The sequence below is a fragment of the Acinetobacter sp. YH12068_T genome (genome assembly GCF_024606005.1).
Classification (GTDB): Bacteria; Pseudomonadota; Gammaproteobacteria; order Pseudomonadales; family Moraxellaceae; genus Acinetobacter; species Acinetobacter amyesii.
This window is the reverse complement of sequence record NZ_CP094555.1, coordinates 140490-166326: the sequence shown is the minus strand read 5'-3', so window position 1 is coordinate 166326 and position 25837 is coordinate 140490. Positions and strand designations below refer to the sequence as shown.

The window sequence follows — 25837 nt, the reverse complement described above, 5'->3', positions numbered from 1 at the left end:
GCCTCTCTTAAAGTTTAGCAGCCAGCTGAGTCAGCATGGCATTGTGAGCTTCTGCGTCAACTTGCTGGTTCAGAATTTTTTCTGCGCCAGTAACTGCAAGAGCAGCAACTTGTTGACGTAATTCTTCGCGAGCAGCATTGATTTCAGTATCAACAGCTTCTTTAGCTTGTTGACGAATACGCTCACCTTCAGCCGCAGCTTGAGTACGCGCTTCTTCTACCAATTGCGCACCACGACGGTTCGCTTGTTCGATCAATTGAGCCGCTTGTGCTTTAGCCGCATCTAATTCAGCTTTCACTTGTGCTTGCGCATCCGCAAGGTCAGCTTTCGCTTTTTCAGCAGCGTTTAAGCCATCAGCGATTTTACGCTGACGCTCACTAATCGCATTGATTAGTGGTGGCCAAACAAATTTCATGCAGAATGCGACAAAAATCGCAAAAGCAATCGCTTGGCCAATCAATGTGAGGTTGATATTCATTGCTATTCCTCAATAGTTTAATTTAGGAATTAAGCTGATTAACCTACAAATGGATTAGCGAAGATGAAGAACAAGCCAATACCAACACCGATCATAGGCACAGCATCAAGAAGACCTGCGATTAAGAACATACGAGTTTGAAGTTGTGGAGCCAATTCTGGTTGACGAGCAACAGCTTCTAAGAAACGGCCGCCTAGAAGACCAAAGCCAATCGCAGTACCTAAAGCACCAAAAGCGATCAAGATAGCAGATGCAATTGCAACTAGACCTAAAGTGAGTTCCATGATAATTCCTCAGAGGTTAGGTTTATACCAAATTAAGTTAAAAAATTGTGTGCCCAACCACCCTTTGACAGTTGAGCAATACCATTAATGCTTTTCGCTAGCCATACTCATATATACGATAGTCAACATCATGAAAATGAATGCTTGTAACGTAATAACAAGAATATGGAAGATCGCCCAAGGCACAGACAACGCCCACTGGATCCAGAACGGCAATAATGCGATCAAGATGAAGATCAACTCACCCGCATACATGTTACCGAACAGTCGTAGAGCCAATGAGATTGGACGTGCAATAAAAGTTACTAATTCAAGAATAATGTTTACTGGAATAAGTAATGCTTTTAAAACTGGGTTACTTGGGTTAAATGGGTTAAGTGCAAATTCTGCACCGAATCCGACAAGACCTTTCTCACGGATACTATAGAAAATAGTTAACGCAAATACTGACAATGCCATACCAAGGGTAATGTTAGGATCAGTAGATGGAACGATTTTGAAGTAAACGTGGTGAGGATCCATACCAAACACGTTAGCACCGATCAATTGAGCTGTATAAGGAATCCAGTCAACAGGGATCAAGTCCATCAAGTTCATGAGGAAAATCCACACGAAGATGGTCAACGCTAACGGCGCGATTAAGCGCGATTTGCCATGGAAAGTGTCACGGACACTTGAGTCAACGAACTCGATAATCATTTCGATTGCAGACTGGAACTTGGTCGGAACACCAGAGTTTGCAGCTTTCGCCACAACCCAGAACAACAAACAGAAAACAATACCAAGGCCGATAGACCAACCCATTGAATCCAAGTGAATAGCAGTGAACCCCATCTCTTGAGCTTCTTTAGCAGTCTCAGCTAACTTCCAAGTACCATCTGGCATTTTGCCATAGGTCATGTTAGTCAAGTGATGCTGAATGTACTCGGTCGAAGTAAGGGCATGTTCTTCAGCAGCCATAAATCACACCTGGTCAATGTCAAAACTAATAGAGAAAACGAATATCGCGTGCTGCCTGATATCTCGTTACTCTCCAAAAAACTTTTCAATTTTCTGTTGTGCTTATACTCGTTTTTTTAAGCGTGTTGCCCAAAAAGGAGCGACCCACGACATACTTTGTACGAGCATAAAACCACAAAACAATGCCACCGCTGACAACGGTTTGACATTGATCAAAATCAAAATGAATCCAACAATCACGATTGCAAACTTGCCCATTAAGCCACGATACATGTTTGACAGCACCTGTTTAGAGGCGCGGGCACCAGCCGCACGAAACGACTGCCATGAAAAGTAGCTACTTGCTAGCCAGCATACCAACGCACCCAAAGCTGCACTATATGCTGTGATTGTGTCTTTAAGGACCCAACCAATCAGGGCTGAAACAGGAATCATTACTGCTTGTAAGATGACTAAAGCTTTCGCTAATCGTCGATCAATCATGCGACTAGTTCGACTCATTTTTGTTCACTCACAGCAATTCTGCTTGACAAGTTTAACTGATGATTATTTTTAATCGCAGGCATTATAGAGTTACACCCCTTAACTTGCAATCTTTTCCCGACCTTAGTCGTGTTTTTTTAAATTGGTAAACTGCTTTCAAACTAATCAATAGTTGTTTGTTTTTTACATTACTTTCGCGCATTTAGTGTGCACTTAAGGGTTTTATCAGCCAACATCTTCCATGCTGTTACAAAATCCCCTGCCCCACTCATGGTTTCGTCCACCGGCTGAAAGACGATGCCACCGAGCTTTTGATACTGATTTTGGCTGGCATGTGCTTCTGCAAGTAAGCATATTTTTGGCTGCGCGCGATGGTCTTTCAGGTATTTGATTTGTGCCAATGTCGGTGCGACATGTGGATCATCGGTCAACGCACCGGTAAATTTCAAATTCAGTGAGCGCTCAAGATATTGATAGGCATCGTGGTAAGACCAGTAAGGCTGAGCACGGCTCGACACATCTGTTTTTTGGGCTGTGATCAAGAGTTTCTGCGCAAATGCACGCGCATTAGCCCAATATTTTTCACGATGTTCTGGAAACTGTTGTGAACGTAAAGCAGCAATAAAAAAGCCGATTCGAACCGCATTGTTTGGTTCAAGCCAGACATGTGTATCGATTGTGCCTTTTAATGCATTGCCACGAACATCCCGCAAAGGCAACGCACTGATAATGCCTGAGTCTAAAATAGCGATACTTTTACCACTTTCACCCAACATTTTTGCCAATGGCGCTTCATGCGCTTGGCCTAGCCATAAAACGAGATTGGCATCTTGCACGGTTTTACGGTGCGCAGGCGTCAAACTCACATCATGTCCAGATTGATGGTCAAGCAATAGTTTTGGCTGCTCTACACCCTTGAGTACATCCTTTGCGATTAGATAAATCGGTTGTGTAGAAACAACGAGGCCTTGCGCCCAGCTCATCACACTAAATAAAGCCAAACTACAAAAAAGAATTACACGGGACATGGGGAGAGAGCACCATAAAATGAATAGTGTTATAATATAACAAAATCGTAAAAAAACCTACGTCTGTTCGTAAGTCCTTACGCTTCATGTTAAGATTTAAAGTCTTTTTCTTTATACACTTTCGTACTCGAGGTTGGCTATGAGCGCATGTTCACACGAACATCATAATGCTTTGCATGGTGTACACGATCATCATAATGTCGAACAGCGCCTTGCTGAAGCTGAGAGTCTCTGTAGTGCGACGGGTGCTCGGCTTACGCCCTTGCGTAAAGAAGTATTAGAACTGATCTTAAATGCAACAGGACCAATGGGCGCTTATGACCTTTTGGCTAAAATCAAAAGTGAGTCTGACCGACCTGCAGCGCCGCCGACAGTGTACCGTACGCTGGATTTTCTGCTTGAAAAAGGTTTGATTCACCGTCTGACTTCGATTAATGCGTACATCCCGTGTTGCCATCCGCGCGAAGGACATCAAGCAGCATTTCTGATTTGCACAGACTGTAAAATAGTCAAAGAAGCATCTGCTCAAGGCTTGATGGCGCAACTCGATGAATTGTCTGCATCCGATGGCTTTACTGCACATCACAGTATTATTGAAATTTCAGGGATCTGTCAGCAGTGCCGCAGCAAACACTAAATATGAAGCCCATTGTGGCTTTAGAGCATGTTCATGTCCGAATCGATGAACGTGACATTTTAAAAAATGTAGATTTCGCCTTACACGAAAAAGAAATTGTCACATTGATTGGTCCCAATGGTGCAGGCAAATCCACGCTAATCAAAGTGTTGTTGGGTATTGTAAAACCTGTATCTGGCAAAGTGATCAGCACACAAAAATTAAAATTCTCATATGTGCCACAAAAATTTAATCCATCACACAGCTTACCGCTACGTGTGTGTGATTTATTGGCCTTAGAAAAATGTGATGCCAGCATTAAGCAAGAAATTATTCGTGATACAGGCATTGCCAAGTTACAACAATCTAAAGTTCAGCAATTGTCGGGCGGCGAACGTCAACGCGTTCTGATTGCACGGGCTTTATTACGTCAACCGAATATATTGGTTCTAGATGAACCTATGCAAGGTCTAGATATCCAGTCTGAAGCGGAACTGTATGACTACGTGCGTAGCTTGCCAGAAAAATATGGCTGTGCAGTTTTGATGGTTTCTCATGATTTACAGTGGGTCATGCAAGGCACGCACCGTGTGGTTTGCCTGAACAAACATATTTGTTGCAGTGGCTTGCCTGAAAATGTACAGCAACATCCTGAATATCAAGCGATCTTTGGAACAAATCGTGTGTTCTATCAACACCATCACGATCACTGTGCGCATGGCGATAGTGCAACGCCTTGCCAGCATGACTCTCGTCCCCATATTCACCCTGAACCGGAAGCATAATCCATGATGGAATGGCTACAACTCCTTTTGCCAGCATGGATCATGGGCACTTTGCTGGTGTTCCTGACTGCGCCGCTTGGCTGTTTAATGTTATGGCGTCGCATGTCATTTTTTGCGGACACCATGGCACATGGCACTTTACTCGGTGTCGCCATTGCCGGTGCGATGAGTTTACCGCTTTGGACAGGCGTTACATTGATTGCGCTCTTATTGGTTGCAATCTTATGGGTGTTACACGACCCTCGCTTGCCCAATGACGCCTTGCTCGCGCTATGTTCAGCAACACTCCTGTGCTCTGGCTTACTCTTCATACAACGTTTGCCCAGCTTAAAACCTGAATTACTCAGCTATTTATTTGGTGATTTACTCACCATTTCTTGGTCAGATTTGCCTGTCTTTGCAATGGTAATCATTGTGGCACTGACCGTGCTGTATAAAAGTTGGCAATCGCAGATTCAGATTGCCATTGACCCCGATATTGCGGTCAGTGAAGGTGTCAGCGCTAAATGGCAACGTCTGATTTTCATGTTATTACTGGCATTATTTACCGTATTGGCTTTACGTGCTGTCGGCTCATTGCTGATGGGTGCATTGTTAGTGATTCCTGCATTAACCGCTCGTTTATTGGCAAATTCCCCGAAACAAATGGTGCTGTGGTCTTTCATCATTGCCCAAGTCGGTGTGACCGTGGGGTTATGGTCAAGTGCTGGTTTAAACACCTCTACAGGACTGACTATTGTATTAACCATGGCGCTGCTCTTTGCCCTGATTTTTATTATGCAAAAATTTAAGAAAGTGGCTTAAGTAGCAACGTTCATTGCTCAATTCGCCACATATCAAAATAAAAAAGCCATGCAGTTGCATGGCTTTTTTTTGCACGTCAAATACGATGCTCAGAATCATCTCACTGGATTTATTGATGCACCAAACTCAATAAACTCGCCGCACAAGCAAATAGAACTGCAAAGGTACGATTCAAATATTTTTGTTGTTTGGGTGATTTTAATAATCGCAGTACTTTTGCAGCGAGACCGGTATACCCCGCCATGACAATCAGATCAATGCTAATCATTGTTGCAGCCATGATGACATATTGAATCCATTGGGGTTTGGATAAATCTAAAAACTGCGGCAAAACCGCCAACAAAAATACAATCGCTTTAGGGTTGCTCATATTGACCAAAAAGCCATGTACAACTAATTTTAAACGTGATTTATTTGGTAAATCTTGTTGGATTTCAATTGACTCAGTTGGCGCTGTCCACTGTAAATAAGCCAGATACAATAAATATCCCACTCCAAACCATTTCACGATCAGAAAAGCCCATGGTGTCGTCGCAAATAAGACCCCTGCCCCAGCTGCAACAATGGCAATCTGAACCAAAAGTGCCAATTGCAGGCCGATGGCATTCCAATACCCATGCTTAAACCCATAATTCAAACCACTCGACATAGACGCAATTGCACCTGCACCAGGGGAAACACTAATCACCCAACATGCCAACATATATGCAATCCAGATTTGATAGGACATCATTAGCTCAAGTTTGAAATGGGTCTGTATTATATGACATTTACTCTATTTTCATGACAATAATGCAAGCTAAAAGGCCAAATGAAGGCTACACTCTCAGCGCTGCTTAAGGCACAATATACACAGCCACTCAGAAATTATAATTTTTAGGAGCCATGAATGTCTGCTCAATCTGTAATTTTGCCATTACCCTCAGATCATGCTCGTTTTATTGTTTTACGTTTAAAAGATTTAACGATTAGCGAATTAAAAGAACAACTTGAAGACTTATTTAATACTCGTGATCGTCTGATTACCCAACATCCTAATGCACAGATTAAAACAGCTGTAGCTTTTGGACCTGAACTTTGGGCACAACTTTATATTCAATCTCCAGCAGGCTTTAAACAACTTGATCCAATTCAAGGTTCATTTAACATGCCTGTAGTGCCAGCAGATGTGCTGATTCACATTGCGGCACAGCGTACAGATATTTGCTTTGCTTTAAGCCAAGCTTTCTTTGATGGCATTCAAGATAAAGTTGAGGTTTTAGATGAGCGTGTTTGCTTCCGTAATTTCGATGGCCGTGACTTAACTGGCTTTATTGATGGTACTGAAAACCCTCAATTTCCAGATGACCGTGCTGAAACAGCATTATTAGCAGAAGATGCGGGTATTTTTGCTGATGGTTCTTTTGTGTTTGCACAGCGTTATGCACACAATTTAGATAAGTGGAAAAAGTTAAAGGTAGATGCTCAGGAACATGTCATTGGGCGTACCAAACTTGAATCGATTGAGTTGGATGAAGACGAACAACCTGAAAACTCACATATATCACGTACCGTTGTTGAAGATGGTGAGGGTGAAGAACTAGCAATTTTGCGTCATTCATTGCCTTATGGCGATGGCCGCGGTGACCAAGGTTTGTTCTTTATTGCTTATACCAAAGATCTCAGCATTATCGACAGCATGCTGGTTCGCATGTTCGGTACGAGCGGTGACGGTATTCACGACCGCTTACTTCACTTTGTTACGCCAATGGACGGAGCGTATTACTTTGCACCAAGTGAAGAGCTGTTGGAAGAAGTTTTAGAAGGTTAAATAAATAAAGCCGACGAGAGTCGGCTTCATTTATTATATGTTTATACATTCATGACGCTATTTCATAATTACTAGCAACAGCAGATTCATATGAATCAATAAATTCCTCTTGAGGAATATCATCAGCATTAATTTCACAAACGGCTTTTTCTTCACTAAGCTTTTTATCTATTTCTTTACCTTGATCACTTCTACGTGATTCATATACAGTTCTTTGTCTAAAATAACTAAATGGTTCAGCATTGAATAAAAAACCATATTTAGAATCATGCACAAAGTCAGAATAAAATTTTGTTACATCTTCATGAGCAGGTTCATTCCAACTCTCTAAAATCCAGTTTTCCATATTAATTAGATATTCATAACTTTCAGATACGGGTGAGGTCACCTTAAATATTCCAGCACCATTTCTTAATGCCTGCAACCGGTCCATTTCTGTAGCCATGTCTCGAGGACTCCAAAACATCAAAGTATCTTTTACTTTATTACCTATGCCTTTTCTCGCATTTTCACTAACTGAATCCACATTATTTCTAGATAAGGTGCCATAAGCACTGTAATAAACTTTCATAAATGAAATAATCTGCTCTTCAATACTTCCAGCATTAGATATTTTATCTTTTACTGCATTATATAATCTTTGCGTTTCTTCTTTAATTTCAAATTGCTGTTCAAAAAGTTGGCTATGATCTTTCTCTAACTCCTCATAACTCAGCATTCTTACACCAGCATTTGTTGCCTCTTGAAGCATGTCTTTTAACGGAATTCTAGCAAAGTTATCATTTACATTTTGGCTACCTGGCGTATAGCCACCACCCACATCAGAATGCATACCTGGGTATACCAACTCTTTCCAATTAGAGTTAGATATTTCACCATTTTTTTTATGTATTAAATCAACAGGAAATGCAAAACGCAATTCATTACCAGCCACATGATGAACACACATTTTTACGCGCTCATCAATTACCATATCACGGCCTTTAAATGTAATATTATTGTTTAAATTTGCTGCAGGCAAACCAAAAGATGCAACAGTATCGAATATACCCATAAATTTAAACTCAATGGGATATTTACCTGTTCCATAGGTTAAACCATCACAACTGGATTCGCACTGCCACATAAACTGATTTGTAAATGCCCTTGCTAAAGCAGCTCCTCGAGAAAATCCAAAGGTGGAAATATTAATTTTTTTTATTAAACGATGCTCATCCAAACTTTTAGCTATTTCAGCAAAACTATAATCTTTTTTCTCATTAACATATTTACTAACATCAATCTCAGCTTTCTGTGCATTAAAAATCATGACTTGCTTAAGTGCATCGTTTAACTGCTCTTCGCTATAATCTAAACGCCTAGCCCCACCTAACCCTAAACCTGCACCTAAACCCAAATGATCTTGAAGTACCGAAATAGCACGTTGAAAAAAATTTAAGTCGGCGTTAAAACGAGTACCAACACCAGAAGCATAAATCGCATAATTCGAGCAATCTCCCTTTTGACTATCAATGAATGTACGAGCATTTCGCCATAGTCGTGCTGGATTAGACCATTTCTTTTTATCACTGTCCTTGTCCTTGTTATTTCCAGTCCCGTCGAAGAAAACTGAAATATGTACTACATCGCTACAATCTTGTTTAGCAGTAGGTTCATTATTTGGAACATCACTATTTGTTTCAATTACACGATTTATTTCAGACATTTTAAATCTCGCTTAATTATTATTTTTTAGTTTATTTAACCATTTCAAGCCTTTTTCTGTCGGTACTGGTAAATTATTAGATGTAATTATTTCAACAGTATCATCTGGGTAAATATGAGCAGCAAGATATTTTTTATTCCTTAATTCAGCTTTATTAAGAAAAATTTCATTTTTAGAAAAGTGGATATTTTCACTATTAGTCTCACCCCATACTATTTCTTGTTTACCAACATGAATTTTATTTGTAGAAATTGCCTTACCAAACCCTCCTCCTATTTCCTCTCCATTTACTTTCAACATATAATCGGAATAATGAGGACTATAATTAAATGAAGTAGTGGCCATCATATAAGAAGTCTTTACTCCAGCACACCCTATAGTGCTTAAAGCCAAACTAACAGGTAAAATTATTATTTTAAAAATATTCACTATTCTCTCCTAAATATTTATACTAACTAGCCTTAATAACTAACAATTTCATTGCTTCATCCATATCTATTTTTTTATCTTTTAATAGATTTAGAACCTCATTAACTTTTAAATTATTTAAGTAATCATTTCCATAAATTATTTTCATACAAATAAAGTTTAAAATATCTCTTGTACCACTTAATCCATACAATCTAGCCTCAGGAATTGAACAAGTAACAAAATCATATAATTCAATTTCAGGGATATCTTTTATTAAGAAAGAGTTATTTAATTTCAGATAATAGATTATATTATCAGGAAAGGTTGCTTCAACCATTAATTCTTCCTGATCAGAGGTAAAAACTAATGGGGGGGTTTTGTTTTCTTTAAAATCGTTATAAACATTATTTAAACCAAATAAAACCTGTAACTTGCCTAATCTATCCCAGTACCACCAACTTTGAATAGGTTCCAATAAAACTGAAGCTTGCTCACAATCAAATACTGGTCCATTAACATATAAAGTTTTATCTTTCTCATTACCAATTAATGTTGCCAGTATTAATGGATCCCAAAAAGCTAGTATCATTTCAAGCCCACCTTCAAATTTAACCTCCAGGAAACTACGTAAATGATCATATAACTCCTCAAAAGAAAGTTTACTAATTATAATTGTCATTTTAGGAGTACCTGAAATATTTTTTGAAATCCAACTCCACTCTATACTTTCAAAGTCTTTTGGTAATGTAATTAAATGAGGAGAGATTTCTCGCGCTTTATCACCACTTGCTTCCTTTAATAAACATTTCATTCTTAAATTATTTAATTTAGTTAAAAACTTCTTGTCTTGTGCTGCATCTGCAAGTGCATATATATTTAACCCTATATCTTCTAAAGGATATTTTTCAAATGTCTTAAATAAAATATTAATTTGATTATCTATCATTTACAACCCGTCCCCTTTATTTACAAATGCACCTCTTTGAGAGGATCTACGAGCAAGACATTCCCAACAAATATTATTTGGAAAAATTGGCAATTTAGGAGTTACAGATACACCCGTTGTGAAAATATGTTGACTTGCTTTTGATGTAAATGTTTGAGGAGTAATAATAGTGACTCCATTACCATCAATTTTAATAGCACTGTTTTTTGCCTTCAAAACTATTTCATTTGGGCTGTTTATTTCCACTTTCCCTTCAGAAGATGTAATGGTTAAGTCCAACCTTGAGGATAAATCCATCGTATTATCTTGGACTTGTACATCCATCTTTCCTTTGGCTGTATAAACTTTTAAATCATCTTCACCAACAAAAAAACTAGCTTTCTTTTTAGCATTTAAAATAAGATTTTCACTACTACTTAAGTTTATTGATTTTCCGCTACCGATTGTTAAACTATCTAATGCATTTAGATGAATATTTTTCCCTGCAAGCATTCCTATACTTTCAGGTGAAGCTATCAACATAAAAGCTTCTTTCATTGCATTTAATTCAAGCCATTGCTCTTCAATTTTTTTTATATAAATTTCAATATTTTGAAGCATATCAGCAGGCTCAGCCTTTTGCTTTTCAGCATACTCAGAAAGTATTTGCATCTCTGATAAACTTTCAGAAAGTTGATCAATTGCATCTTTAATTTCTAATTGATTTTTTTCAGCTTTGGGTTGTTCATATGTAGATATATATAGCCCTTTACTGCGTATTGCACCAGCTAAATCACTCCTTAATTCAAACCCAGCGCCTCTACCTTCACTTGTATCGTTTTCTTTTGAGTGACTAAGGTTTCCTAAATTTAACTGGCTATTTCCATGACTACTCTGTAATTGGGTACTGATCTGCCCCGTCGTGTCATCAAAGCGTAGTTGGTTAAAGCCTGCTCCCGCAACTTCCTGCGAACGGATACCACTGAGCTTTTTGGTTTCAGGAAGCTGACCTTTGAGATCAAACATGGTCTGAGAGCGCTCAGCCTCATGTATTCGTCCTACTACAAAGGGACGATCCACATTACCCTCAAAAAAGTCGATGACCACGATCTCGCCAATACGAGGATGAAAACGTGCGCCATAACCTTCACCTGCCCATGGGGTCAGTACATCAACCCAAGCCGAGTCACTGTCATTATCATTACTCCCTGCTCCGCCATCATGACTGTGGTCATCGCTACGGGTAAACGTAAAACGAACTTTGATACGCCCCCAAGCATCGACATAAATACTTTCACCTTCTGGACCGACCACTTTAGCCCGCTGTGGAAACGCAGGTGGCCGGTGTAATAAAGGATCATATTCAGGCACCACGGAAATTTGCCGACGGACCACATACAACTCATTGGCCTGCCGTTCATCCCCTAAAGATAGCCAACGGCTCGCCGCAAGTAACTTTTCTAATTGAACCAAAATATCTTTGGGTAAATTATTTTGGTTATAAAATGCTTTGCCCAATATGAGAAATTCACGATCTGTCGTTTGATGTTGATCGATTTCAGGATGATTTTCTAATTCAAACCAATACCCAACTTGTGCATCCCTTACGCTACTGCTGGCGGTAAAATATTTGGCTTGTAATTCCTGATATTGATTGAGTTGCCGATTCAACTGATCCAATTGCTGTGTATTTGAAGTGGTCGCCTGATCTGCACCTTTAAGGTCAGTTGTCCAAGCCGAACTTACGGTCCACGCCTGCTCTAAACTTAAGGTTTCATTATGCTGTTGCTCACTCTGTGCATGGGCACTTAAGAGCGGATTACTTTGGTCTTGTGCCAATTGTTGAGCTTGCCAACGCTGCGTTTGAATCGTGGTCGATTGTAAAAAGCGTTCTGCCACAAAACTGGTGATCGTGTCTAAACGTTCCGTGGCATGACTCCGATGAAAGCGAATTTTTTTCCGCTCTAAAGCACTATAAGCCTGATTCGTATCAATTAAACGCAGCCTCTGTGCTTGCATCGGTGCAGCCGAAAATGCGACAAATAACTCCGCTTCATCAATTAACCAATTGATCCCTTCACTGCGCCAAAGGCGGGTTAAAAATGCATAATCACTTTCATTCGCCTGCATGGTGAATGGACGCACATCATAAGTACGTGCCAACCCCTCTAAGTTCAGACTTAAACTGGCAGCAAACAGCGCACTTTTTTTCTGCCATTCACTAAAAATAATCTCGGTCATCTCCCGTACCGATTTATTCATAAAGACACGGCTGTTACGACGCTTATGCCAGAGCGCTGTGGCATCCTCAATCACCAGTTTATAAACGGTCAGTGCACCATCACTTTGACCTTGGCTAGCCCCCGTAATTACACCAGTCAGGCGACTGAGTTGTCCCAAATCTGTCACTTGATCGACAGCCACTCGGCCACCGATAAACTGCTTTAAAGCCAGATGAGCATTGGTCGAGAGACAAATAATTTCCGCACGAAAGCCTTGATTGATACGGTGTTGACCCTCAATCCGTTGAATAAAAACTTCTGTGTTTAATGATTCATTTGAAAAATGAATATGTAGCGCACGTTTCTGTACGCTAAAGCCAAAGTTTTCCACCATGGCGTGAATATTTTTAAGCATTGTTATAAGGAAAATATTTTTTATAAACTTCGTATTTTAGAAAATGATTATTTTTTCGTCCACCTTGTTTTGTAAGTAAATTGTTGAATTCTTCTTTTTGGCTTTTGCATCACTTTAGGATTCAAGAGAATAGGAACGTCAATACTGGATCAATTTTGCTGATCTAACTTTTCGCAGCCGCTGAGATGCTGCTACACTCAAAATGCAACCTATTAAAAATTTTAAGCTCCATGATCACAATTGAATCCAAACTGCCTGCACAAGGTGTGACTATTTTTAGCGTCATGAGCGCAATGGCGCAGCGTCTAAATGCACTGAATTTATCTCAAGGTTTTCCTGATTTTCCTGCACCTCCAGCGCTGTTAAATGCGCTAAGTGATGCGACGCAACAGGGTTTTAACCAATATGCACCCGGCGATGGACTGATGCATTTACGTGAGCAATTGGTCCAACTGTTTGCCCATCGAGACCAATTAAATATTGACCCTCACACCGAAGTGACCATTACCCCGGGTGCAACCATTGGTATTTTTAGTGCCATTCAAGCCGTGGTTCATGCGGGTGACGAAGTGATTATTTTTGATCCGAGCTATGACAGTTATGCGCCCAGTGTAAAATTGGTTGGGGCTCATCCCATTCACATTGCCTTAGAGACGCCCCATTTTACTGTGGATTGGAATCGTGTTGCCGCTGCGATTAACGACAAAACCCGGATGATTATTGTCAATACACCGCATAATCCAACAGGTGCTATTTGGGATCGTGAGGACTGGCTCAACTTGATCGAACTGATTCGAGATAAAAATATTATTGTGCTGTCGGATGAGGTCTATGAGCATTTAATTTTTGATGGTCGTCAGCATCTATCTGCTTTGTCATTTCCTGAGCTGCGTGAACGTAGTTTTGTCGTGGGTTCATTTGGTAAAACTTTTCATGTCACAGGGTGGAAAACTGGTTATTGCATTGCAGCGCCAGCCTTGATGCAAGTGTTTCGCCAAATCTATCAATTTGCAAATTTCTGCGGTGTTACGCCCGTACAAATGGCATTGGCTAACTTTATGGCAGAACATCCTGAGCACATTGCTGAATTGGCCGATTTTTACCAAGCCAAGCGTGACCGTTTCAATGCGGGCTTAAGCCACTCTAAATTTGAGTTGATTCCGTCCGCAGGTACCTATTTCCAAAACCTTGATTACAGTGCCATACGCCCAGATTTAAGCGATGTGGAAATGTGTCAGTTGTTGGCAGAGCAACATAAAATCGTGGCGATTCCTGTCTCAGTGTTCTATCAAAAACCGCCGGAAAATTTACGATTATTACGCTTCTGTTTTGCCAAACAAGATGCCACCTTAGATCAAGCTGCAGAGATTCTCTCCGCGGTTTAAAGCCGTATCTGCCCAAACGTTTTTTTAAAACAGACATGTAGAAATAATGAAGCCTTGGTTACTCAAAAACTAAGGCTTTTTTGAATGCCAACATGATAGTGTTATCAGTAACTTAAAATCATAAAAAGCCGCGTCTAGGACCTGAGCATGTCAAAACAACAGTCCCTCGTTACTCAGCAAAATTTATGGAAAACGTTTTTAGTTTTTCTGGTGCCTTTGATCGCCACCAATATTTTGCAGAATTTATCTGGGACCATTAACACCGTTTTTGTCGGTCAGATGCTTGGGGTGCATGCCATTGCAGCCGTTGCGGTATTTTTCCCGATCTTGTTCTGTTTAATGGCTTTTGTGATCGGGCTCTCGGCAGGTGCAACCGTGTTGGTGGGGCAAGCTTGGGGCGCGCAGAATCTTGAAAAAGTTCGTACTGTGGTGGGTTCCACCCTTTTTATGACCTTGATTGGTGGCAGCATTATTGCCTTTTTAGGGGTTATATTTGCCAAGCCCATTTTATTGGCCTTAGGCACAGCCCCTGACGTGATGCATTTATCTTTGCCTTATGTGCAATGGATGCTTGCGGGTAGTCCACTACTCTTTATTTATATTATTTACACCTCGATTTTGCGTGGGGTCGGTGACAGTACAACACCGCTGATTGCGTCAGGTATGACCATTGGTTCAGGGCTGATCATTACACCCGTGCTGATTGCCGGAAAATTTGGATTTCCAAGTTTAGGTATTATTGCCCCTGCCATTGCCAGTCATATCGGCTTTTTAATTGCCTTGGTATTTTTATATTTCTATTTAAAAAAGAAAGATCACCCGCTCAAACTCGACTTCGAGTTGATTCGTCATATTCGCCATCAACATGATCTCAGCAAAATTATCTTAAAACTAGGCATTCCTACGGGTATACAGATGGTCACGACCTCTGTGGCCGGTCTCGTGATTGTCGGTTTAGTTAACCGCCATGGTGCTGATGCCACTGCTGCATATGGCGCGGTCAATCAGGTTTTGAACTATATCCAATTCCCGGCCTTGTCCATCGCGATTGCAGCTTCTATTTTTGCCGCGCAAGCCATCGGTTCGGGTCAATCTGAACTAATTAATCGCGTGAAACGTACGGCCATCGGGATGAATTTCATTATTACTGGCATCTTGGTGGCATTGGGCTATTTATTCTCTAAATATTTAATGGCGCTATTTATTACAGATCCTGAAGTTGTGGTTCTCGGTCAAGAATTGCTGTTCATTGTGCTTTGGTCGATTTTATTTTTTGGTGCCAGTGCTATTTTTGCTTCCATTATGCGGGCTAGCGGAACGGTGACCGTGCCGATGATTATTAATATTATGGCGATTATTTGCATTGAAGTGCCGTGTGCCTACCTATTCAGTGAATGGTGGGGCTTAAAAGGCATTTGGTATGCCTATGCTTTGGCTTTTGTCAGCTTATGTATTTTACAAGGGCTGTATTACCAACTGGTATGGAGACGAAAAGCCATCAAAGTATTGCTATAAAGTTTGCTAATAGCGTTCAATCCAATCCGCAGCTTTGCATCTCAATATGGGGAATTTTGTACAGATTCATGCATAAAGTTTGCTGTTAAACTGCTGTTTATTTTTCAACATTTGGTTTTATATCCTGTTGATTTATCTACACCTAGAACCAATTAAAATTAAAAATTGCATATTTTCAAACAATTACGGTTTGGCATAGATTTTGTTCTTATCCCTTTTATCTTTTAAGAATAATTGGGATGAGAAATTTTTTATGTCTAAACGTCAAATAAAGCTTGGGGCTTTTATTCCAACCACCTCACAGCATGTCGCGGGTTGGCGTCATCCTGAATCTCGCCCACAAGATCATCTCAATATTGATTATGCAATTGAACTGGCAAAAACCGCAGAACGCGGTCTATTCGATGCCTACTTTCTTGCCGATGGTCTGTCTGTCCGTTGGAGTTCTGCTGTCGAAGGTGAGAAAGGTTTGGGCGATAAAGGCGTCGGCTTTGAACCTGTTACATTGTTTGCTGCACTGTCGGCTGTGACGCAAAATATAGGCTTTATTGCCACAGCATCCACGACTTATGAAGACCCTTACATTTTGGCGCGTAAATTTGCTTCTTTAGATCATATTTCTAAAGGTCGTGCTGCGTGGAATGTGGTAACGACAGCCTCTGCCGATGCCGCAAAAAACTTTAACATTCAGCAGCACCCTGAACCCAAAGAGCGTTACGAACGTGCCGATGAATTTATTGAGGTGACTCAAAAACTTTGGGACTCATGGGAGGATGATACCTTCCATTACAACAAAGAAACTGGGCAATTTTTTGATGCCCGAAAACAACATCAGCCCAATCATCAGGGCCAATACTATCAGGTACTGGGTGCTCTCAACGTCTCTCGCCCACCGCAAGGCTATCCGGTGATTGTTCAAGCTGGGCAATCTGAAGATGGTCGTGAACTAGCCGGTAAATATGCCGAAGTGATTTTTACAGCACAGCAGAACTTAGCAGATGCGCAAGCCTTTTATCGTGATGTCAAAAACCGCTTAGTGAAATATGGCCGCCATGCAGATGACCTGAAAATTATGCCGGGGGTTTCGATTTTTGTTGCCAAGACAGAGCAAGAAGCCCAAGAAAAATATGACTTTTTAAATAGTTTAATTCACCCAGAAGTGGGTTTAAGTTTATTGTCTGCTTTGGCAGGTGGCATTAATCTGGCCAAATTTGATCTAGATGCCCCTTTCCCGAAAATAGAAGATGCAGACATTAATTTCTCCAGTCGTCAGCAGATGATGATTGATATTGCCCGGAAGCACAATTTTAGTATTCGTCAGCTCTATCAATATATCGCTTCAGCCCGTGGACATTGGACCTTGATCGGCACGCCTGAACAAGTCGTAGACCAACTGCAAGAATGGTTTGAGAATGACGCTGCCGATGGTTTTAATGTACTGCCGCCAACAACACCTGCAGGGTTAAATGACTTTGTCGATCTCATCGTTCCTGAACTACAACGTCGCGGTCTATTCCGAACGGCATACGAAGGCAAGACCTTACGAGAAAACTTAGGTTTAAAACGACCTGAAAACCAATATGTTTTAGAAAAAAGACATACCTCCCAAGCCTCATAAACCAACGTTTAATAAAACTGAAAAACAAATGCCCCAACTGGGGCATTTTTATGGACTGATATTAATCCAACTTAAGCGATGATCATACTGACCTATATTTGATAAGCCTAAAAAAAGCCCTGAATTCAGGGCTTTGACATTGTCTAGGTGATGGTCAATTCAGACTTACCATGCAAATTTATAATCGGCAAATCGGTGAGATAAAGGTTCAAGCAACTGATCTTTTACTGGATCACTAAAGTCAGTCAAAATGTCATTTTTAATATTGGTCAGACGGACATCTTCGCGTTTACGCGGATGGGCTAAATGAATATCTACAATACGTTTAATTCGTCCCGGATGCGGCTGCATGACCACCACTCGATCGCCCAAAAAGACAGCCTCTTCGACATCATGGGTGACAATGATCATGGTGATTTTTTCACTTTGCCAGATTCGCTGTAATTCATCCTGTAAATTTTGACGCGTCAACGCATCAAGTGCGCCAAAGGGTTCATCGAGCAGTAAAATCTGTGGTCGATTCACCAAACTACGGGCAATCGCCACACGTTGATTCATCCCACCAGACAACTGCGAAGGATAAGCATCTTTAAATTGGGTTAATTTGACCAACTCTAAATGTTCATCAATCAATACATCTTCTTCTGCACGGCTAAACTGGCTTTTATGCAATGCAATCCGTACATTTTCCCGTACCGTCAACCATGGAAACAGGCGATGATCTTGAAACACGATACCACGTTCCAAACTCGTGCCCTGTATAGGCTGACCATCAACCAAAATCTGGCCCTGAAACTGACGCTCTAGACCAACCAACAACCGTAATAATGTGGATTTTCCGCAGCCACTACTTCCCACAATACTAATGAACTCACCCGGCTGAATATTCAAGTTAATGTCCTTAAGTACGGTTAAGTCTTCTTGCTTTTGTGTGGGATAATGTTTCGTTAGCTGCTGAATAGAAACCGAACCAGCTTGTTCTACGCTCATATCATTATTCTCTATTTGTGCTGACAAACTTTGCTGGACTAAACCTTAGAGTTTAGCCAGTGACACTTCCGTCGATTTAATTAACACCACCACCTCTGAACCTACTTTTAAGCCTAAATCCTTCACCGAACGTGTCGTGATCACGGACGTAAAAAAGCCCGCTTTGGTTTCCACATCAATTTCTGAAACCACAGGACCTTCTACGATTTCATTAATCACGCCTTTGAATTGGTTTCGCACATTTACTGAAGTAATCGCCATTTTAATTATGCCTTTTGTTATTAAGAGAGCTTTACTATAAAACAGTTCAATCACTTGCTATATCTTGATTTATCCTTTAGTTATCCCGATTTTATTTATCTTAAAATCAGATAAATAATCCACGCATGAATTTATCGGTGAAACTGATATTTAAATATCGAATTATTATTTATCTTTTATTTTTAAATCTTTCATCATGATCTGCATTTTCAACAACTATAAGAAACGATATGTCTATTTTGACCCACCCTGCAGTGCCCTCTGCACTGAAACATAAACGGGCAACAGCGACGGTCTTTGCAGACCCTTTATCGCAAGCGTTGTTGTCTCGAATTGAACAAATTGCACCAAGTGAGGCCAATGCACTCATCATTGGTGATACGGGCACAGGTAAAGAGTTGGTTGCACGCCAAATCCACCAATTAAGCCATCGTGCCAAAGGTCCATTTATCGCAGTGAACTGTGGTGCCTTTACCGAATCCTTGGTCGAAAGCGAATTATTTGGACATGAAAAAGGAGCCTTTACAGGGGCAATTAATAGCCGTGTCGGTTGGTTTGAAGCAGCCCATAATGGCACCTTATTTTTAGATGAAATTGGTGACCTGTCCTTGCCTATGCAAGTCAAATTACTCCGTGTTTTACAAGAAAGAGAGATCGTTCGAGTCGGCTCACTCAAATCCATTCCAATTAATGTCCGAATCATAGCCGCAACCAATGTCGATTTAGAGCATGCCGTACAGGACGGGCGTTTCAGGGAAGATTTATTCTACCGCTTACATGTGGCGTTGCTACGCATTCCACGTCTCTCAGAGCGTCGTGGTGACATTTTGCCTTTGGTTAAACACTTCATTCAGGTCTATCAAACCAACCCACATGACACACCATTACGCCTCAGCCCATTGGCGCTCAAGAAACTCCATTTACATAGCTGGCCGGGAAATATTCGCGAATTAGAAAATACCATTCAACATGCGATTTTAGTCAGTAAAAAAGGTGTGATTGAACCAGAAGATATTAGTTTTTCGAGTATTCAAAGTGCATCGTCGTTTTTGCGTGCAGAACCTTTTAACTTACAAAATTCCACCTCGGCTGTAGCCTATATCAAGGATATTCAAGATGCTGGACAGTTACTTGAGCAGACCTTTTTACAAATTTTTCAAGCCGAAAATCAACTTAAGCATGACAATATTAATGAGCTGATTGAAGAAAAATTTATCCGAAGTGCGTATCAGCACTGTCAATACAATCAAGTGCATACGGCTCGTTTGCTTGGAGTGACAAGGAACGTGATTCGCACTCGCCTAATTAAATATGGCTTATTATAAATAAGTCATATTTTTATTTACTCCACATTAAAATAATAATCCCAAAAACTGATACATAAATATTCATCTACATTATTCTTTATTCATTGCATTATTTTAAATATAAAAAATCAGTAATAAAAAACCTCAGCATATCCCGAGGTTGTTATTTATTTTTACATTTTTTCTAGATTATTCCACGGGGTTTCGTTTCCACGCTGTAAAGTATTTTTCTAGTCCAATCAAGAAATAGTTAAAGGATAAGCCTACGAGGGTAATGACTAATATGCCTACAAACATTTGTGGAATTTCAAAGCTAAATTGCGAATAAATAATCAGATATCCCAGACCTGCTTTGGCACCAAACATTTCTACTGCAACTAAGGCCAAAATAGAAATTGCCCCTGCTAGACGGATACCGACAAAAATCGTCGGAACCGACGCAGGCAGAATCACTTTTCGGAACAATTGATAGGGTTTTAGGCCCATGGTTCGTGCCGATTTAATCAGTAAAGGATCGACCGTTTGTACGCCTGTAATAGTGTTCAATAAAATCGGCCATGTGCACGCGTAGACCAACAGACTGATTTTTGAGGTTTCACCAATGCCTAAAAATAAGATAAACAGCGGCATCAACGCCAATGCTGTGGTATTTCGAAACAATTCTAACAAGGGATTTAAGGTTTCAGCCACGAGCTTGTACCAACCAATGATGAGACCTAAAGGAATGGCGATCGCTAGGGCCAAAATGAAACCAATAATGGAACGCTTTATACTGGCCAAGAAATGGATGCCTAATTGACCGCTTTGATATAGCTGCCATGTAGTTTCCAATACCACAGATAACGGCGGTAAAAAAGCCGGATTGACCACACCACTCCGCGGCAGAATCTCCCACAGCAAGAAAAAAGCCACAATGGCAATGGTGCGTTTAAAGACCGTGTTTAACCAAGTGAATTGTAGTCTGGGTTTAATGTCGTTATACGATTGCGTATAACTGATGGCTTGTTTAGTCGATGACATAAATAAATCCTCTGAATATTTTAGTTATGTGCAAGCTGTTTATGTTTTTCAAGGGCTTGCGCTTTAATCACTTCTTCACTGAGCAATGACCAAATTTTATGGCGAATTCGGCCATATTCAGGCAATGAACGGACATCTTCACTGGAGCTGCGCAAGCTTTGAGGAATTTCAATCACTTCCTTAATTCGCCCCGGTCTTGAGGTCATAATCGCCACTCGCTGACTCAGATAAATTGCTTCATCAATACTGTGAGTAATAAAAACAATGGTTTTTTTCGAGCTTTTCCAGATATTGATCAGCTCGGCTTGTAAGGTTTCTCGGGTTTGCGCATCTAGGGCAGCAAAGGGCTCATCCATTAATAAAATTTCTGGTTCATAAGCCAAACTTCGGGCAATCGCAACCCGCTGTTTCATCCCGCCGGAAAGCTCATTCGGATAATGCTTTTCAAAGCCACTGAGACCCACAAGCTGTAAATAGTATTCGGCTTTTTCACGGCGTTCTTTTTTTGCTACGCCTTTGGCTTCTAGACCAAATTCGATATTTTCCAGTGCGGTTAACCATGGATAGAGCGCATATTGCTGAAACACAATGCCACGGTCTAAACCCGGTTGAGTAATCTGCTTGCCACTCAGTAAAATCTGCCCTGCCGACGGTTTGGTTAAACCCGCAATTAAGTCTAATAATGTAGATTTTCCGCAGCCACTTGGCCCCACGATTGAAACAAATTCACCCGGCTGAATATCCAAAGTGACATTTTCTACGGCAACAAATTCAGGCTTATAATTTTTACTGCCGACATGGTTTTGTGCAGGAAATACCTTACGCACGTGATCTAAATGTAATGCACTGGTCATTGTTATATTCCTTTTGATTTTTGGTCTTGCGCATAGGGATTAAATTCATTGCTATAGATGCGACTGACCTCAATTTGATTTGGTTTTAATTTGTGTTCTTTTTCTAAGGCACTCACCCATGGGGCAAAATCCTGATCTTTTTGCACACCACCCACTTCGTGGACACCTGTGCCTGTGTAATATGGAATCAGTGCTGTATTTTCATTGCGTTGACGTTTTTCGATAATACTTTCCATACGAGCAATGATTTGCTCTTTCGGCGTGTTGTGTAACCATTCCTGTGCTTTAGCTACGCCACTGACAAAAGTACGAGCCAACTCGGGATGCGCTTGAATAAACTCTCCTCGCATCGAAAAACTACCTGCGGTAAAGGGGCCGTATAAATCAATATCTTTAAAGATGCTGCGTACACCACCATTTTTTAAGGCCCGTTTTTCCAAAATGCCAGAGAACACTGCAATATCAATTTGCCCATTCCTTAAGGCTTGTTCTGAGCTCACCGGTGGCAACATAATCAGCTCAACTTGACGGATTTCATCATCGGTTAATCCATGGCGAGCCAAATAATCTTTCACCACAAAATCATAATGCGCCCCGTAGGCATTCACTGCGACTTTCTTGCCAATAAAGTCTCGTGGGCTACGAATAGGACTATTTTCTAGCACATAAAAACCCACGTTTTGTTCAGCATCACTGCCATAAGAAGCCACTACGGGAACGACATCTAGACCCGCAGCGATGACTTTCACCACAGCACCATTAAAGGCGCCAGCAAAATCAACATCACCGGCCACCAAAGTGAGTAAATCTTGTGGCCCACCTTGTACCGTGCCGACATAACTGAGTTTAACGTCGCCTAAATAGCCCAAGTCTTGTGCCAATTCAGGTAATGACACCAGTCCCGGATAGCTTTGATAGCGTAGTTCTTTTAAAGCCACTTGCTGAGGTTCATCCACTCGCTGTGTGCTGCAACCAACCAAGGCTGTGCCACCGACCAATGCTGCAAGGAACATATTGCGCCAGAGTTGAGGAATGTTATGGATTGTCATTTTTTTCATTGTTATGTTCTCCTATCCAACCTGCTGCCAAGCTAAAACTTTACGCTCAACCCAAGTCAGTACCGTATTGAGTAACACGCCCACAATGCCTATCAGCAACATGCCAAAAATAATCAGTTCGACATCAAAAGCCTGACGCCCTTGAATCACGATATTGCCTAGACCATTGCCATAGTTCGCCAATAAAAATTCAGAGCCGATGGTGGCAAGCCATGCGAAAATCAGCCCAAGTTGTAAACCGACAAAAATCTGCGCAGAAGCACCGGGTAATATCAATTTACGAAACGCGTATGTCTTGGGAAATTGGTAGGCTTCGGCCACTTCACGATATTTATGCGAAATACTGCTCACACCTTCAAAGGTATGTAGCGCCACGGGGTAAAACACCGACAAAGTAATAAACAGCACTTTGGCGCCATGTCCCTCACCTAAAAAAGTCGAAATTAGTGGCAACCATGCAAACAGTGAAATTTGACGCAATATATGAAAGCTCGGTGCAAATAACCAATTCGAAAGGCGTGAACTCGCGATTAAGATGCCAAATAACACACCTGCTATCGCACCTATGCCATAGCCGATAAAATTTCGCGCCAAACTTTCGCCAAAGCCTGTCAAAAAGCTCGGTTGTTGGAGCACGGTTACTGCTTTTTGCAGCACGAGCCATGGACTAGGAATCAACTTTGGATCAACCCAATTTTGCTGTGAGGCTACTGCCCACAGTGCGATAAATGCCACAGGTAGAACGAGTGCCTTTGCTGCTTTAACTAAGACTTGGCGCGCTGCCCCGTGTAATGAAAGAATGCTCATGAGTTCCCTCCTACTCGGGTTGCGTGAAAGCGCGCCGTTTTTTCTAACCAAGCCAGCAAGGTATCTAAGACATAGCCCGTAATACCAATCAAAATGATCGCCATGAAGATCAAATCCATCTGCATCAGCTGACGTCCCCACACCATGAGATAACCAATCCCTTCACTACTTGCTAATAACTCGACAAAAACCAATGCCAACCACGCCTGCATAATGCCTTGACGTAAACCACTGATCACACTAGGTAGTGCAGCTGGGAAAATCACCTCTTTGAGTTTCTGCCAATTGCTGTATTGGTAAACCTCTGCCACTTCCATCAAACTATTCGGCACATGAGTAATGCCCTTATAGGTTGCAATCAACACCGGTGGTAAAACAGCCAATGAAATAGCGGCAATCTTCAAAGCCTCATCGATGCCTAAGAAAATCGTCAATAATGGAATCCAGCCAACTATGGGAAATTGCGCAACAAGATTCACCGTTGGAAAAATAAAGTCCCGACTACGCTTTGCTAATCCCAACACAGTACCAAGCAAAATCCCGACACTGGCACCAAGCAAGACACTCCATAAAATACGTTTGGCACTGATGGCAAAATGAAAACTCAATTCACCGCTTTGCCATAATTCGACTGTGCTTTGCCACACCAGACTCGGTGCAGGTAAAATCTGCTCAGGCAACCACTGTTTAAGTGTTGCCACATACCATAGACCGAACAACAAAACTGGCATCAGGAGTCCACACGCCACTTGCAAAGTTAGTTTTAAATAGGTCTTAAAAAAATCCAACGCACTTCGGTCACTTTGCAAGGGAACCGAATGTGCAGATACATCCGTAAGGCTCATAATTCTTGTCCTTTTACGCTCTGTTCTGAGACATCAGGTTTTAAAAATTGAATAAATTCCTGATCTTTGCTGATCAAAATAATCAGACCAATAAACACCAGCCCGATTGGTAAAAATAAGTTTTGTAGTCCAACCTGTGCGCCAAATACGGCGCCTATCAAGCCACCCAACAGTCCACCCGAAGGTCCGACGAGGGCTAAAATTGGAGAAATCTTAGCCATCGCGGTTTGCTCACCCACTCGGGCGAAAGACATAAAATTGGCGATATGCAACATACCGAGTCCAAGTCCAAACATGACCGAAGCAGGCCACATCAACAGCGTGATCTTGGTTAGGGCTAAGATCAGTAATGCCGTTGCCATCAGGCTTAGGCCAATCAAATAAAATTTTTGATATCCCATCAGCTCAGCCAAACCGCCCATGCTAAATAGCGATCCCACAAAGACAATGCCTTGTACTGTCAGCAGCATCACTGCCATTGGCTCCGAAAGTGCAAAACTTTGGATAGCAATCACCACAATGAAAAAGCCAAAGTAGTTATTTGCCACGCTGCTCAAAAATTCCAATATGCAAACAATCCGTAATGAGGCATGGGTTTTGATGAGTGCCAAAGGCGCCACAATATCCCGCCATTGAAAATGCGGGCGATTCGTCGCTTGCGGAGTACTACGTTGAAAGCACCACGGAGCCAACAGCAAGGTGCCTAAAAAAAGCAAAGACACCACATAAAAACTTCCGCCATAGCCGAAATGCTCGATCAACAACACGCTCAATGCAGGTGCAATCAGGAAATATCCCATCATGTGCGAACCGCGAAACCAACCCGCACGGGCTGGACCTAAACGCTTTAAATTGCTCAGAAAAACGGTATTGATCGAAACAAAACGCATAGGTAAGACAAAACTCACCAAGGCTGTCACCGCAAAGAGGTACCATGCACCAGCTTTGAGTGGCGTTAAGCTATAGACCACAGCGCCCAACACACTGCCGATGCAGAATATTTTCAAAGACCCAAAGCGCTGTACCAACACGCCAATCGGCAATGCCATGATCAAAATGCCAAAATTTTGCGCTGCTGAAATTAACCCCAATTGCAATTCGGTGGCTTCTAAATGCACGGCATACAAGGAAATTAATACCCGTGCGACACCCACACCCAGTCCAGCCAAAATCGTGAGCAGCACAAAACTGCTCATAAATTTGGTGGTTAATGGACTGGCAATTACATTGCTTTCAATCGGACGACTCATG

26 protein-coding genes are annotated in these 25837 nt (G+C 41.3%); 8 read left to right on the top strand and 18 right to left on the bottom strand.

Features of this window, described 5'->3' with window-relative positions; translation table 11 throughout:
• Positions 1-7: 7 nt before the first annotated feature.
• The 5 genes from MST18_RS00770 to MST18_RS00750 form a co-directional block, all read right to left on the bottom strand.
• Positions 8-478 carry a F0F1 ATP synthase subunit B gene (locus tag MST18_RS00770; RefSeq protein WP_078191477.1) on the bottom strand — a complete coding sequence of 157 codons (471 nt, stop codon included), beginning with the start codon at positions 476-478 and terminating at the stop codon, positions 8-10.
• A gap of 38 nt (positions 479-516) precedes the next feature.
• A complete protein-coding gene (atpE, locus tag MST18_RS00765) occupies positions 517-762 on the bottom strand; it encodes a F0F1 ATP synthase subunit C (protein WP_000424060.1) in 246 nt (81 codons plus the stop codon).
• Between the two features lie 84 nt (positions 763-846).
• Complete coding sequence (gene atpB / locus MST18_RS00760) at positions 847-1722, bottom strand: F0F1 ATP synthase subunit A (protein WP_078194024.1); 876 nt, start codon at positions 1720-1722, stop codon at positions 847-849.
• A 102-nt stretch (positions 1723-1824) separates the two neighbouring features.
• Positions 1825-2223 (bottom strand): ATP synthase subunit I, encoded by a 399-nt coding sequence (locus tag MST18_RS00755; RefSeq protein ID WP_078194025.1) that lies wholly within the window; start codon positions 2221-2223, stop codon positions 1825-1827.
• A gap of 170 nt (positions 2224-2393) precedes the next feature.
• Positions 2394-3233 (bottom strand): metal ABC transporter solute-binding protein, Zn/Mn family, encoded by an 840-nt coding sequence (locus MST18_RS00750; protein ID WP_180079245.1) that lies wholly within the window; start codon positions 3231-3233, stop codon positions 2394-2396.
• A 139-nt stretch (positions 3234-3372) separates the two neighbouring features.
• Here MST18_RS00750 and MST18_RS00745 point away from each other — a divergent pair, with 139 nt between their 5' ends.
• From MST18_RS00745 to znuB, 3 genes are read left to right on the top strand one after another with little or no spacing between them, the layout of a single operon-like run.
• Complete coding sequence (locus MST18_RS00745; RefSeq protein ID WP_078191481.1) at positions 3373-3870, top strand: transcriptional repressor; 498 nt, start codon at positions 3373-3375, stop codon at positions 3868-3870.
• A 2-nt stretch (positions 3871-3872) separates the two neighbouring features.
• Positions 3873-4634, top strand: a complete 762-nt coding sequence (gene znuC / locus MST18_RS00740; protein ID WP_373686668.1) for a zinc ABC transporter ATP-binding protein ZnuC — start codon at positions 3873-3875, stop codon at positions 4632-4634.
• 3 nt (positions 4635-4637) lie between these two features.
• Positions 4638-5438, top strand: coding sequence for a zinc ABC transporter permease subunit ZnuB (gene znuB, locus MST18_RS00735; RefSeq protein WP_078194028.1), 801 nt, complete (start codon positions 4638-4640; stop codon positions 5436-5438).
• Between the two features lie 109 nt (positions 5439-5547).
• Here znuB and MST18_RS00730 read toward each other — a convergent pair whose 3' ends face one another.
• Positions 5548-6168: a LysE family transporter gene (locus MST18_RS00730; RefSeq protein ID WP_180039762.1), complete on the bottom strand. Its 621-nt coding sequence runs from the start codon at positions 6166-6168 to the stop codon at positions 5548-5550.
• A 159-nt stretch (positions 6169-6327) separates the two neighbouring features.
• Between MST18_RS00730 and MST18_RS00725 the strand changes: the two genes are divergently transcribed.
• Positions 6328-7248: a Dyp-type peroxidase gene (locus MST18_RS00725; protein ID WP_180133294.1), complete on the top strand. Its 921-nt coding sequence runs from the start codon at positions 6328-6330 to the stop codon at positions 7246-7248.
• 49 nt (positions 7249-7297) lie between these two features.
• Here MST18_RS00725 and MST18_RS00720 read toward each other — a convergent pair whose 3' ends face one another.
• Genes MST18_RS00720 through MST18_RS00705 form a run of 4 tightly spaced genes read right to left on the bottom strand, consistent with a single transcriptional unit; the run spans position 7298 to position 12926 of the window.
• The gene (locus MST18_RS00720; RefSeq protein WP_180039766.1) at positions 7298-8953 is read right to left on the bottom strand and encodes a DUF2235 domain-containing protein; all 1656 of its coding nucleotides are present in this window, start codon (positions 8951-8953) and stop codon (positions 7298-7300) included.
• Between the two features lie 12 nt (positions 8954-8965).
• Positions 8966-9382 carry a hypothetical protein gene (locus MST18_RS00715; RefSeq protein ID WP_180039768.1) on the bottom strand — a complete coding sequence of 139 codons (417 nt, stop codon included), beginning with the start codon at positions 9380-9382 and terminating at the stop codon, positions 8966-8968.
• A gap of 22 nt (positions 9383-9404) precedes the next feature.
• Complete coding sequence (locus MST18_RS00710; protein ID WP_180039770.1) at positions 9405-10310, bottom strand: DUF4123 domain-containing protein; 906 nt, start codon at positions 10308-10310, stop codon at positions 9405-9407.
• Complete coding sequence (locus tag MST18_RS00705) at positions 10311-12926, bottom strand: type VI secretion system Vgr family protein (RefSeq protein WP_180133295.1); 2616 nt, start codon at positions 12924-12926, stop codon at positions 10311-10313.
• Between the two features lie 230 nt (positions 12927-13156).
• On the opposite strand from MST18_RS00705, the gene MST18_RS00700 reads away from it, so the two are divergent.
• The 3 genes from MST18_RS00700 (at position 13157) to MST18_RS00690 (ending at position 17444) form a co-directional block, all read left to right on the top strand.
• Positions 13157-14311, top strand: coding sequence for a methionine aminotransferase (locus MST18_RS00700; RefSeq protein WP_180133296.1), 1155 nt, complete (start codon positions 13157-13159; stop codon positions 14309-14311).
• Between the two features lie 147 nt (positions 14312-14458).
• Positions 14459-15826 carry an MATE family efflux transporter gene (locus MST18_RS00695; RefSeq protein WP_180035133.1) on the top strand — a complete coding sequence of 456 codons (1368 nt, stop codon included), beginning with the start codon at positions 14459-14461 and terminating at the stop codon, positions 15824-15826.
• 253 nt (positions 15827-16079) lie between these two features.
• Entirely contained in the window at positions 16080-17444 is a 1365-nt protein-coding gene (locus MST18_RS00690) for an LLM class flavin-dependent oxidoreductase (protein WP_180110235.1), read from the top strand.
• Between the two features lie 165 nt (positions 17445-17609).
• On the opposite strand, the gene MST18_RS00685 is transcribed toward MST18_RS00690, so the two are convergent.
• Both MST18_RS00685 and MST18_RS00680 read right to left on the bottom strand, forming a co-directional pair.
• Complete coding sequence (locus tag MST18_RS00685) at positions 17610-18434, bottom strand: ABC transporter ATP-binding protein (RefSeq protein WP_078194037.1); 825 nt, start codon at positions 18432-18434, stop codon at positions 17610-17612.
• 45 nt (positions 18435-18479) lie between these two features.
• Entirely contained in the window at positions 18480-18695 is a 216-nt protein-coding gene (locus tag MST18_RS00680; protein ID WP_180133297.1) for a molybdopterin-binding protein, read from the bottom strand.
• 230 nt (positions 18696-18925) lie between these two features.
• On the opposite strand from MST18_RS00680, the gene MST18_RS00675 reads away from it, so the two are divergent.
• Positions 18926-20020: a sigma-54-dependent Fis family transcriptional regulator gene (locus tag MST18_RS00675; RefSeq protein WP_180133298.1), complete on the top strand. Its 1095-nt coding sequence runs from the start codon at positions 18926-18928 to the stop codon at positions 20018-20020.
• A gap of 171 nt (positions 20021-20191) precedes the next feature.
• Here the strand turns inward: MST18_RS00675 and MST18_RS00670 are convergent, their stop codons facing one another.
• Genes MST18_RS00670 through MST18_RS00645 form a run of 6 tightly spaced genes read right to left on the bottom strand, consistent with a single transcriptional unit; the run spans position 20192 to position 25836 of the window.
• Positions 20192-21022, bottom strand: a complete 831-nt coding sequence (locus MST18_RS00670; RefSeq protein ID WP_078194039.1) for an ABC transporter permease — start codon at positions 21020-21022, stop codon at positions 20192-20194.
• Between the two features lie 20 nt (positions 21023-21042).
• Positions 21043-21876 carry an ABC transporter ATP-binding protein gene (locus MST18_RS00665; protein WP_078191496.1) on the bottom strand — a complete coding sequence of 278 codons (834 nt, stop codon included), beginning with the start codon at positions 21874-21876 and terminating at the stop codon, positions 21043-21045.
• Between the two features lie 2 nt (positions 21877-21878).
• Positions 21879-22934 carry an ABC transporter substrate-binding protein gene (locus tag MST18_RS00660; RefSeq protein WP_257227518.1) on the bottom strand — a complete coding sequence of 352 codons (1056 nt, stop codon included), beginning with the start codon at positions 22932-22934 and terminating at the stop codon, positions 21879-21881.
• A 12-nt stretch (positions 22935-22946) separates the two neighbouring features.
• Complete coding sequence (locus tag MST18_RS00655) at positions 22947-23741, bottom strand: ABC transporter permease (protein WP_180133299.1); 795 nt, start codon at positions 23739-23741, stop codon at positions 22947-22949.
• Positions 23738-24586: an ABC transporter permease gene (locus MST18_RS00650; protein ID WP_180133300.1), complete on the bottom strand. Its 849-nt coding sequence runs from the start codon at positions 24584-24586 to the stop codon at positions 23738-23740. Before MST18_RS00650 ends, MST18_RS00655 begins: the two co-directional genes overlap by 4 nt.
• Positions 24583-25836, bottom strand: coding sequence for an MFS transporter (locus tag MST18_RS00645; RefSeq protein ID WP_180113243.1), 1254 nt, complete (start codon positions 25834-25836; stop codon positions 24583-24585). The genes MST18_RS00650 and MST18_RS00645 overlap by 4 nt, the downstream gene beginning before the upstream one ends.
• Position 25837: the final 1 nt, after the last annotated feature.

Coding starts and splice junctions, on each gene's coding strand:
- MST18_RS00720 (WP_180039766.1), bottom strand. CDS start 8,953: ATGTCTGAAATAAATCGTGTAATTGAAACAAATAGTGATGTTCCAAAT.
- MST18_RS00755 (WP_078194025.1), bottom strand. CDS start 2,223: ATGAGTCGAACTAGTCGCATGATTGATCGACGATTAGCGAAAGCTTTA.
- MST18_RS00695 (WP_180035133.1), top strand. CDS start 14,459: ATGTCAAAACAACAGTCCCTCGTTACTCAGCAAAATTTATGGAAAACG.
- znuB (WP_078194028.1), top strand. CDS start 4,638: ATGATGGAATGGCTACAACTCCTTTTGCCAGCATGGATCATGGGCACT.
- MST18_RS00650 (WP_180133300.1), bottom strand. CDS start 24,586: ATGAGCCTTACGGATGTATCTGCACATTCGGTTCCCTTGCAAAGTGAC.
- MST18_RS00705 (WP_180133295.1), bottom strand. CDS start 12,926: ATGCTTAAAAATATTCACGCCATGGTGGAAAACTTTGGCTTTAGCGTA.
- znuC (WP_373686668.1), top strand. CDS start 3,873: ATGAAGCCCATTGTGGCTTTAGAGCATGTTCATGTCCGAATCGATGAA.
- MST18_RS00745 (WP_078191481.1), top strand. CDS start 3,373: ATGAGCGCATGTTCACACGAACATCATAATGCTTTGCATGGTGTACAC.
- atpB (WP_078194024.1), bottom strand. CDS start 1,722: ATGGCTGCTGAAGAACATGCCCTTACTTCGACCGAGTACATTCAGCAT.
- atpE (WP_000424060.1), bottom strand. CDS start 762: ATGGAACTCACTTTAGGTCTAGTTGCAATTGCATCTGCTATCTTGATC.
- MST18_RS00655 (WP_180133299.1), bottom strand. CDS start 23,741: ATGAGCATTCTTTCATTACACGGGGCAGCGCGCCAAGTCTTAGTTAAA.
- MST18_RS00700 (WP_180133296.1), top strand. CDS start 13,157: ATGATCACAATTGAATCCAAACTGCCTGCACAAGGTGTGACTATTTTT.
- MST18_RS00730 (WP_180039762.1), bottom strand. CDS start 6,168: ATGTCCTATCAAATCTGGATTGCATATATGTTGGCATGTTGGGTGATT.
- MST18_RS00665 (WP_078191496.1), bottom strand. CDS start 21,876: ATGACCAGTGCATTACATTTAGATCACGTGCGTAAGGTATTTCCTGCA.
- MST18_RS00770 (WP_078191477.1), bottom strand. CDS start 478: ATGAATATCAACCTCACATTGATTGGCCAAGCGATTGCTTTTGCGATT.
- MST18_RS00675 (WP_180133298.1), top strand. CDS start 18,926: ATGTCTATTTTGACCCACCCTGCAGTGCCCTCTGCACTGAAACATAAA.
- MST18_RS00750 (WP_180079245.1), bottom strand. CDS start 3,233: ATGTCCCGTGTAATTCTTTTTTGTAGTTTGGCTTTATTTAGTGTGATG.
- MST18_RS00690 (WP_180110235.1), top strand. CDS start 16,080: ATGTCTAAACGTCAAATAAAGCTTGGGGCTTTTATTCCAACCACCTCA.
- MST18_RS00645 (WP_180113243.1), bottom strand. CDS start 25,836: ATGAGTCGTCCGATTGAAAGCAATGTAATTGCCAGTCCATTAACCACC.
- MST18_RS00710 (WP_180039770.1), bottom strand. CDS start 10,310: ATGATAGATAATCAAATTAATATTTTATTTAAGACATTTGAAAAATAT.
- MST18_RS00685 (WP_078194037.1), bottom strand. CDS start 18,434: ATGAGCGTAGAACAAGCTGGTTCGGTTTCTATTCAGCAGCTAACGAAA.
- MST18_RS00660 (WP_257227518.1), bottom strand. CDS start 22,934: ATGAAAAAAATGACAATCCATAACATTCCTCAACTCTGGCGCAATATG.
- MST18_RS00725 (WP_180133294.1), top strand. CDS start 6,328: ATGTCTGCTCAATCTGTAATTTTGCCATTACCCTCAGATCATGCTCGT.
- MST18_RS00670 (WP_078194039.1), bottom strand. CDS start 21,022: ATGTCATCGACTAAACAAGCCATCAGTTATACGCAATCGTATAACGAC.
- MST18_RS00680 (WP_180133297.1), bottom strand. CDS start 18,695: ATGGCGATTACTTCAGTAAATGTGCGAAACCAATTCAAAGGCGTGATT.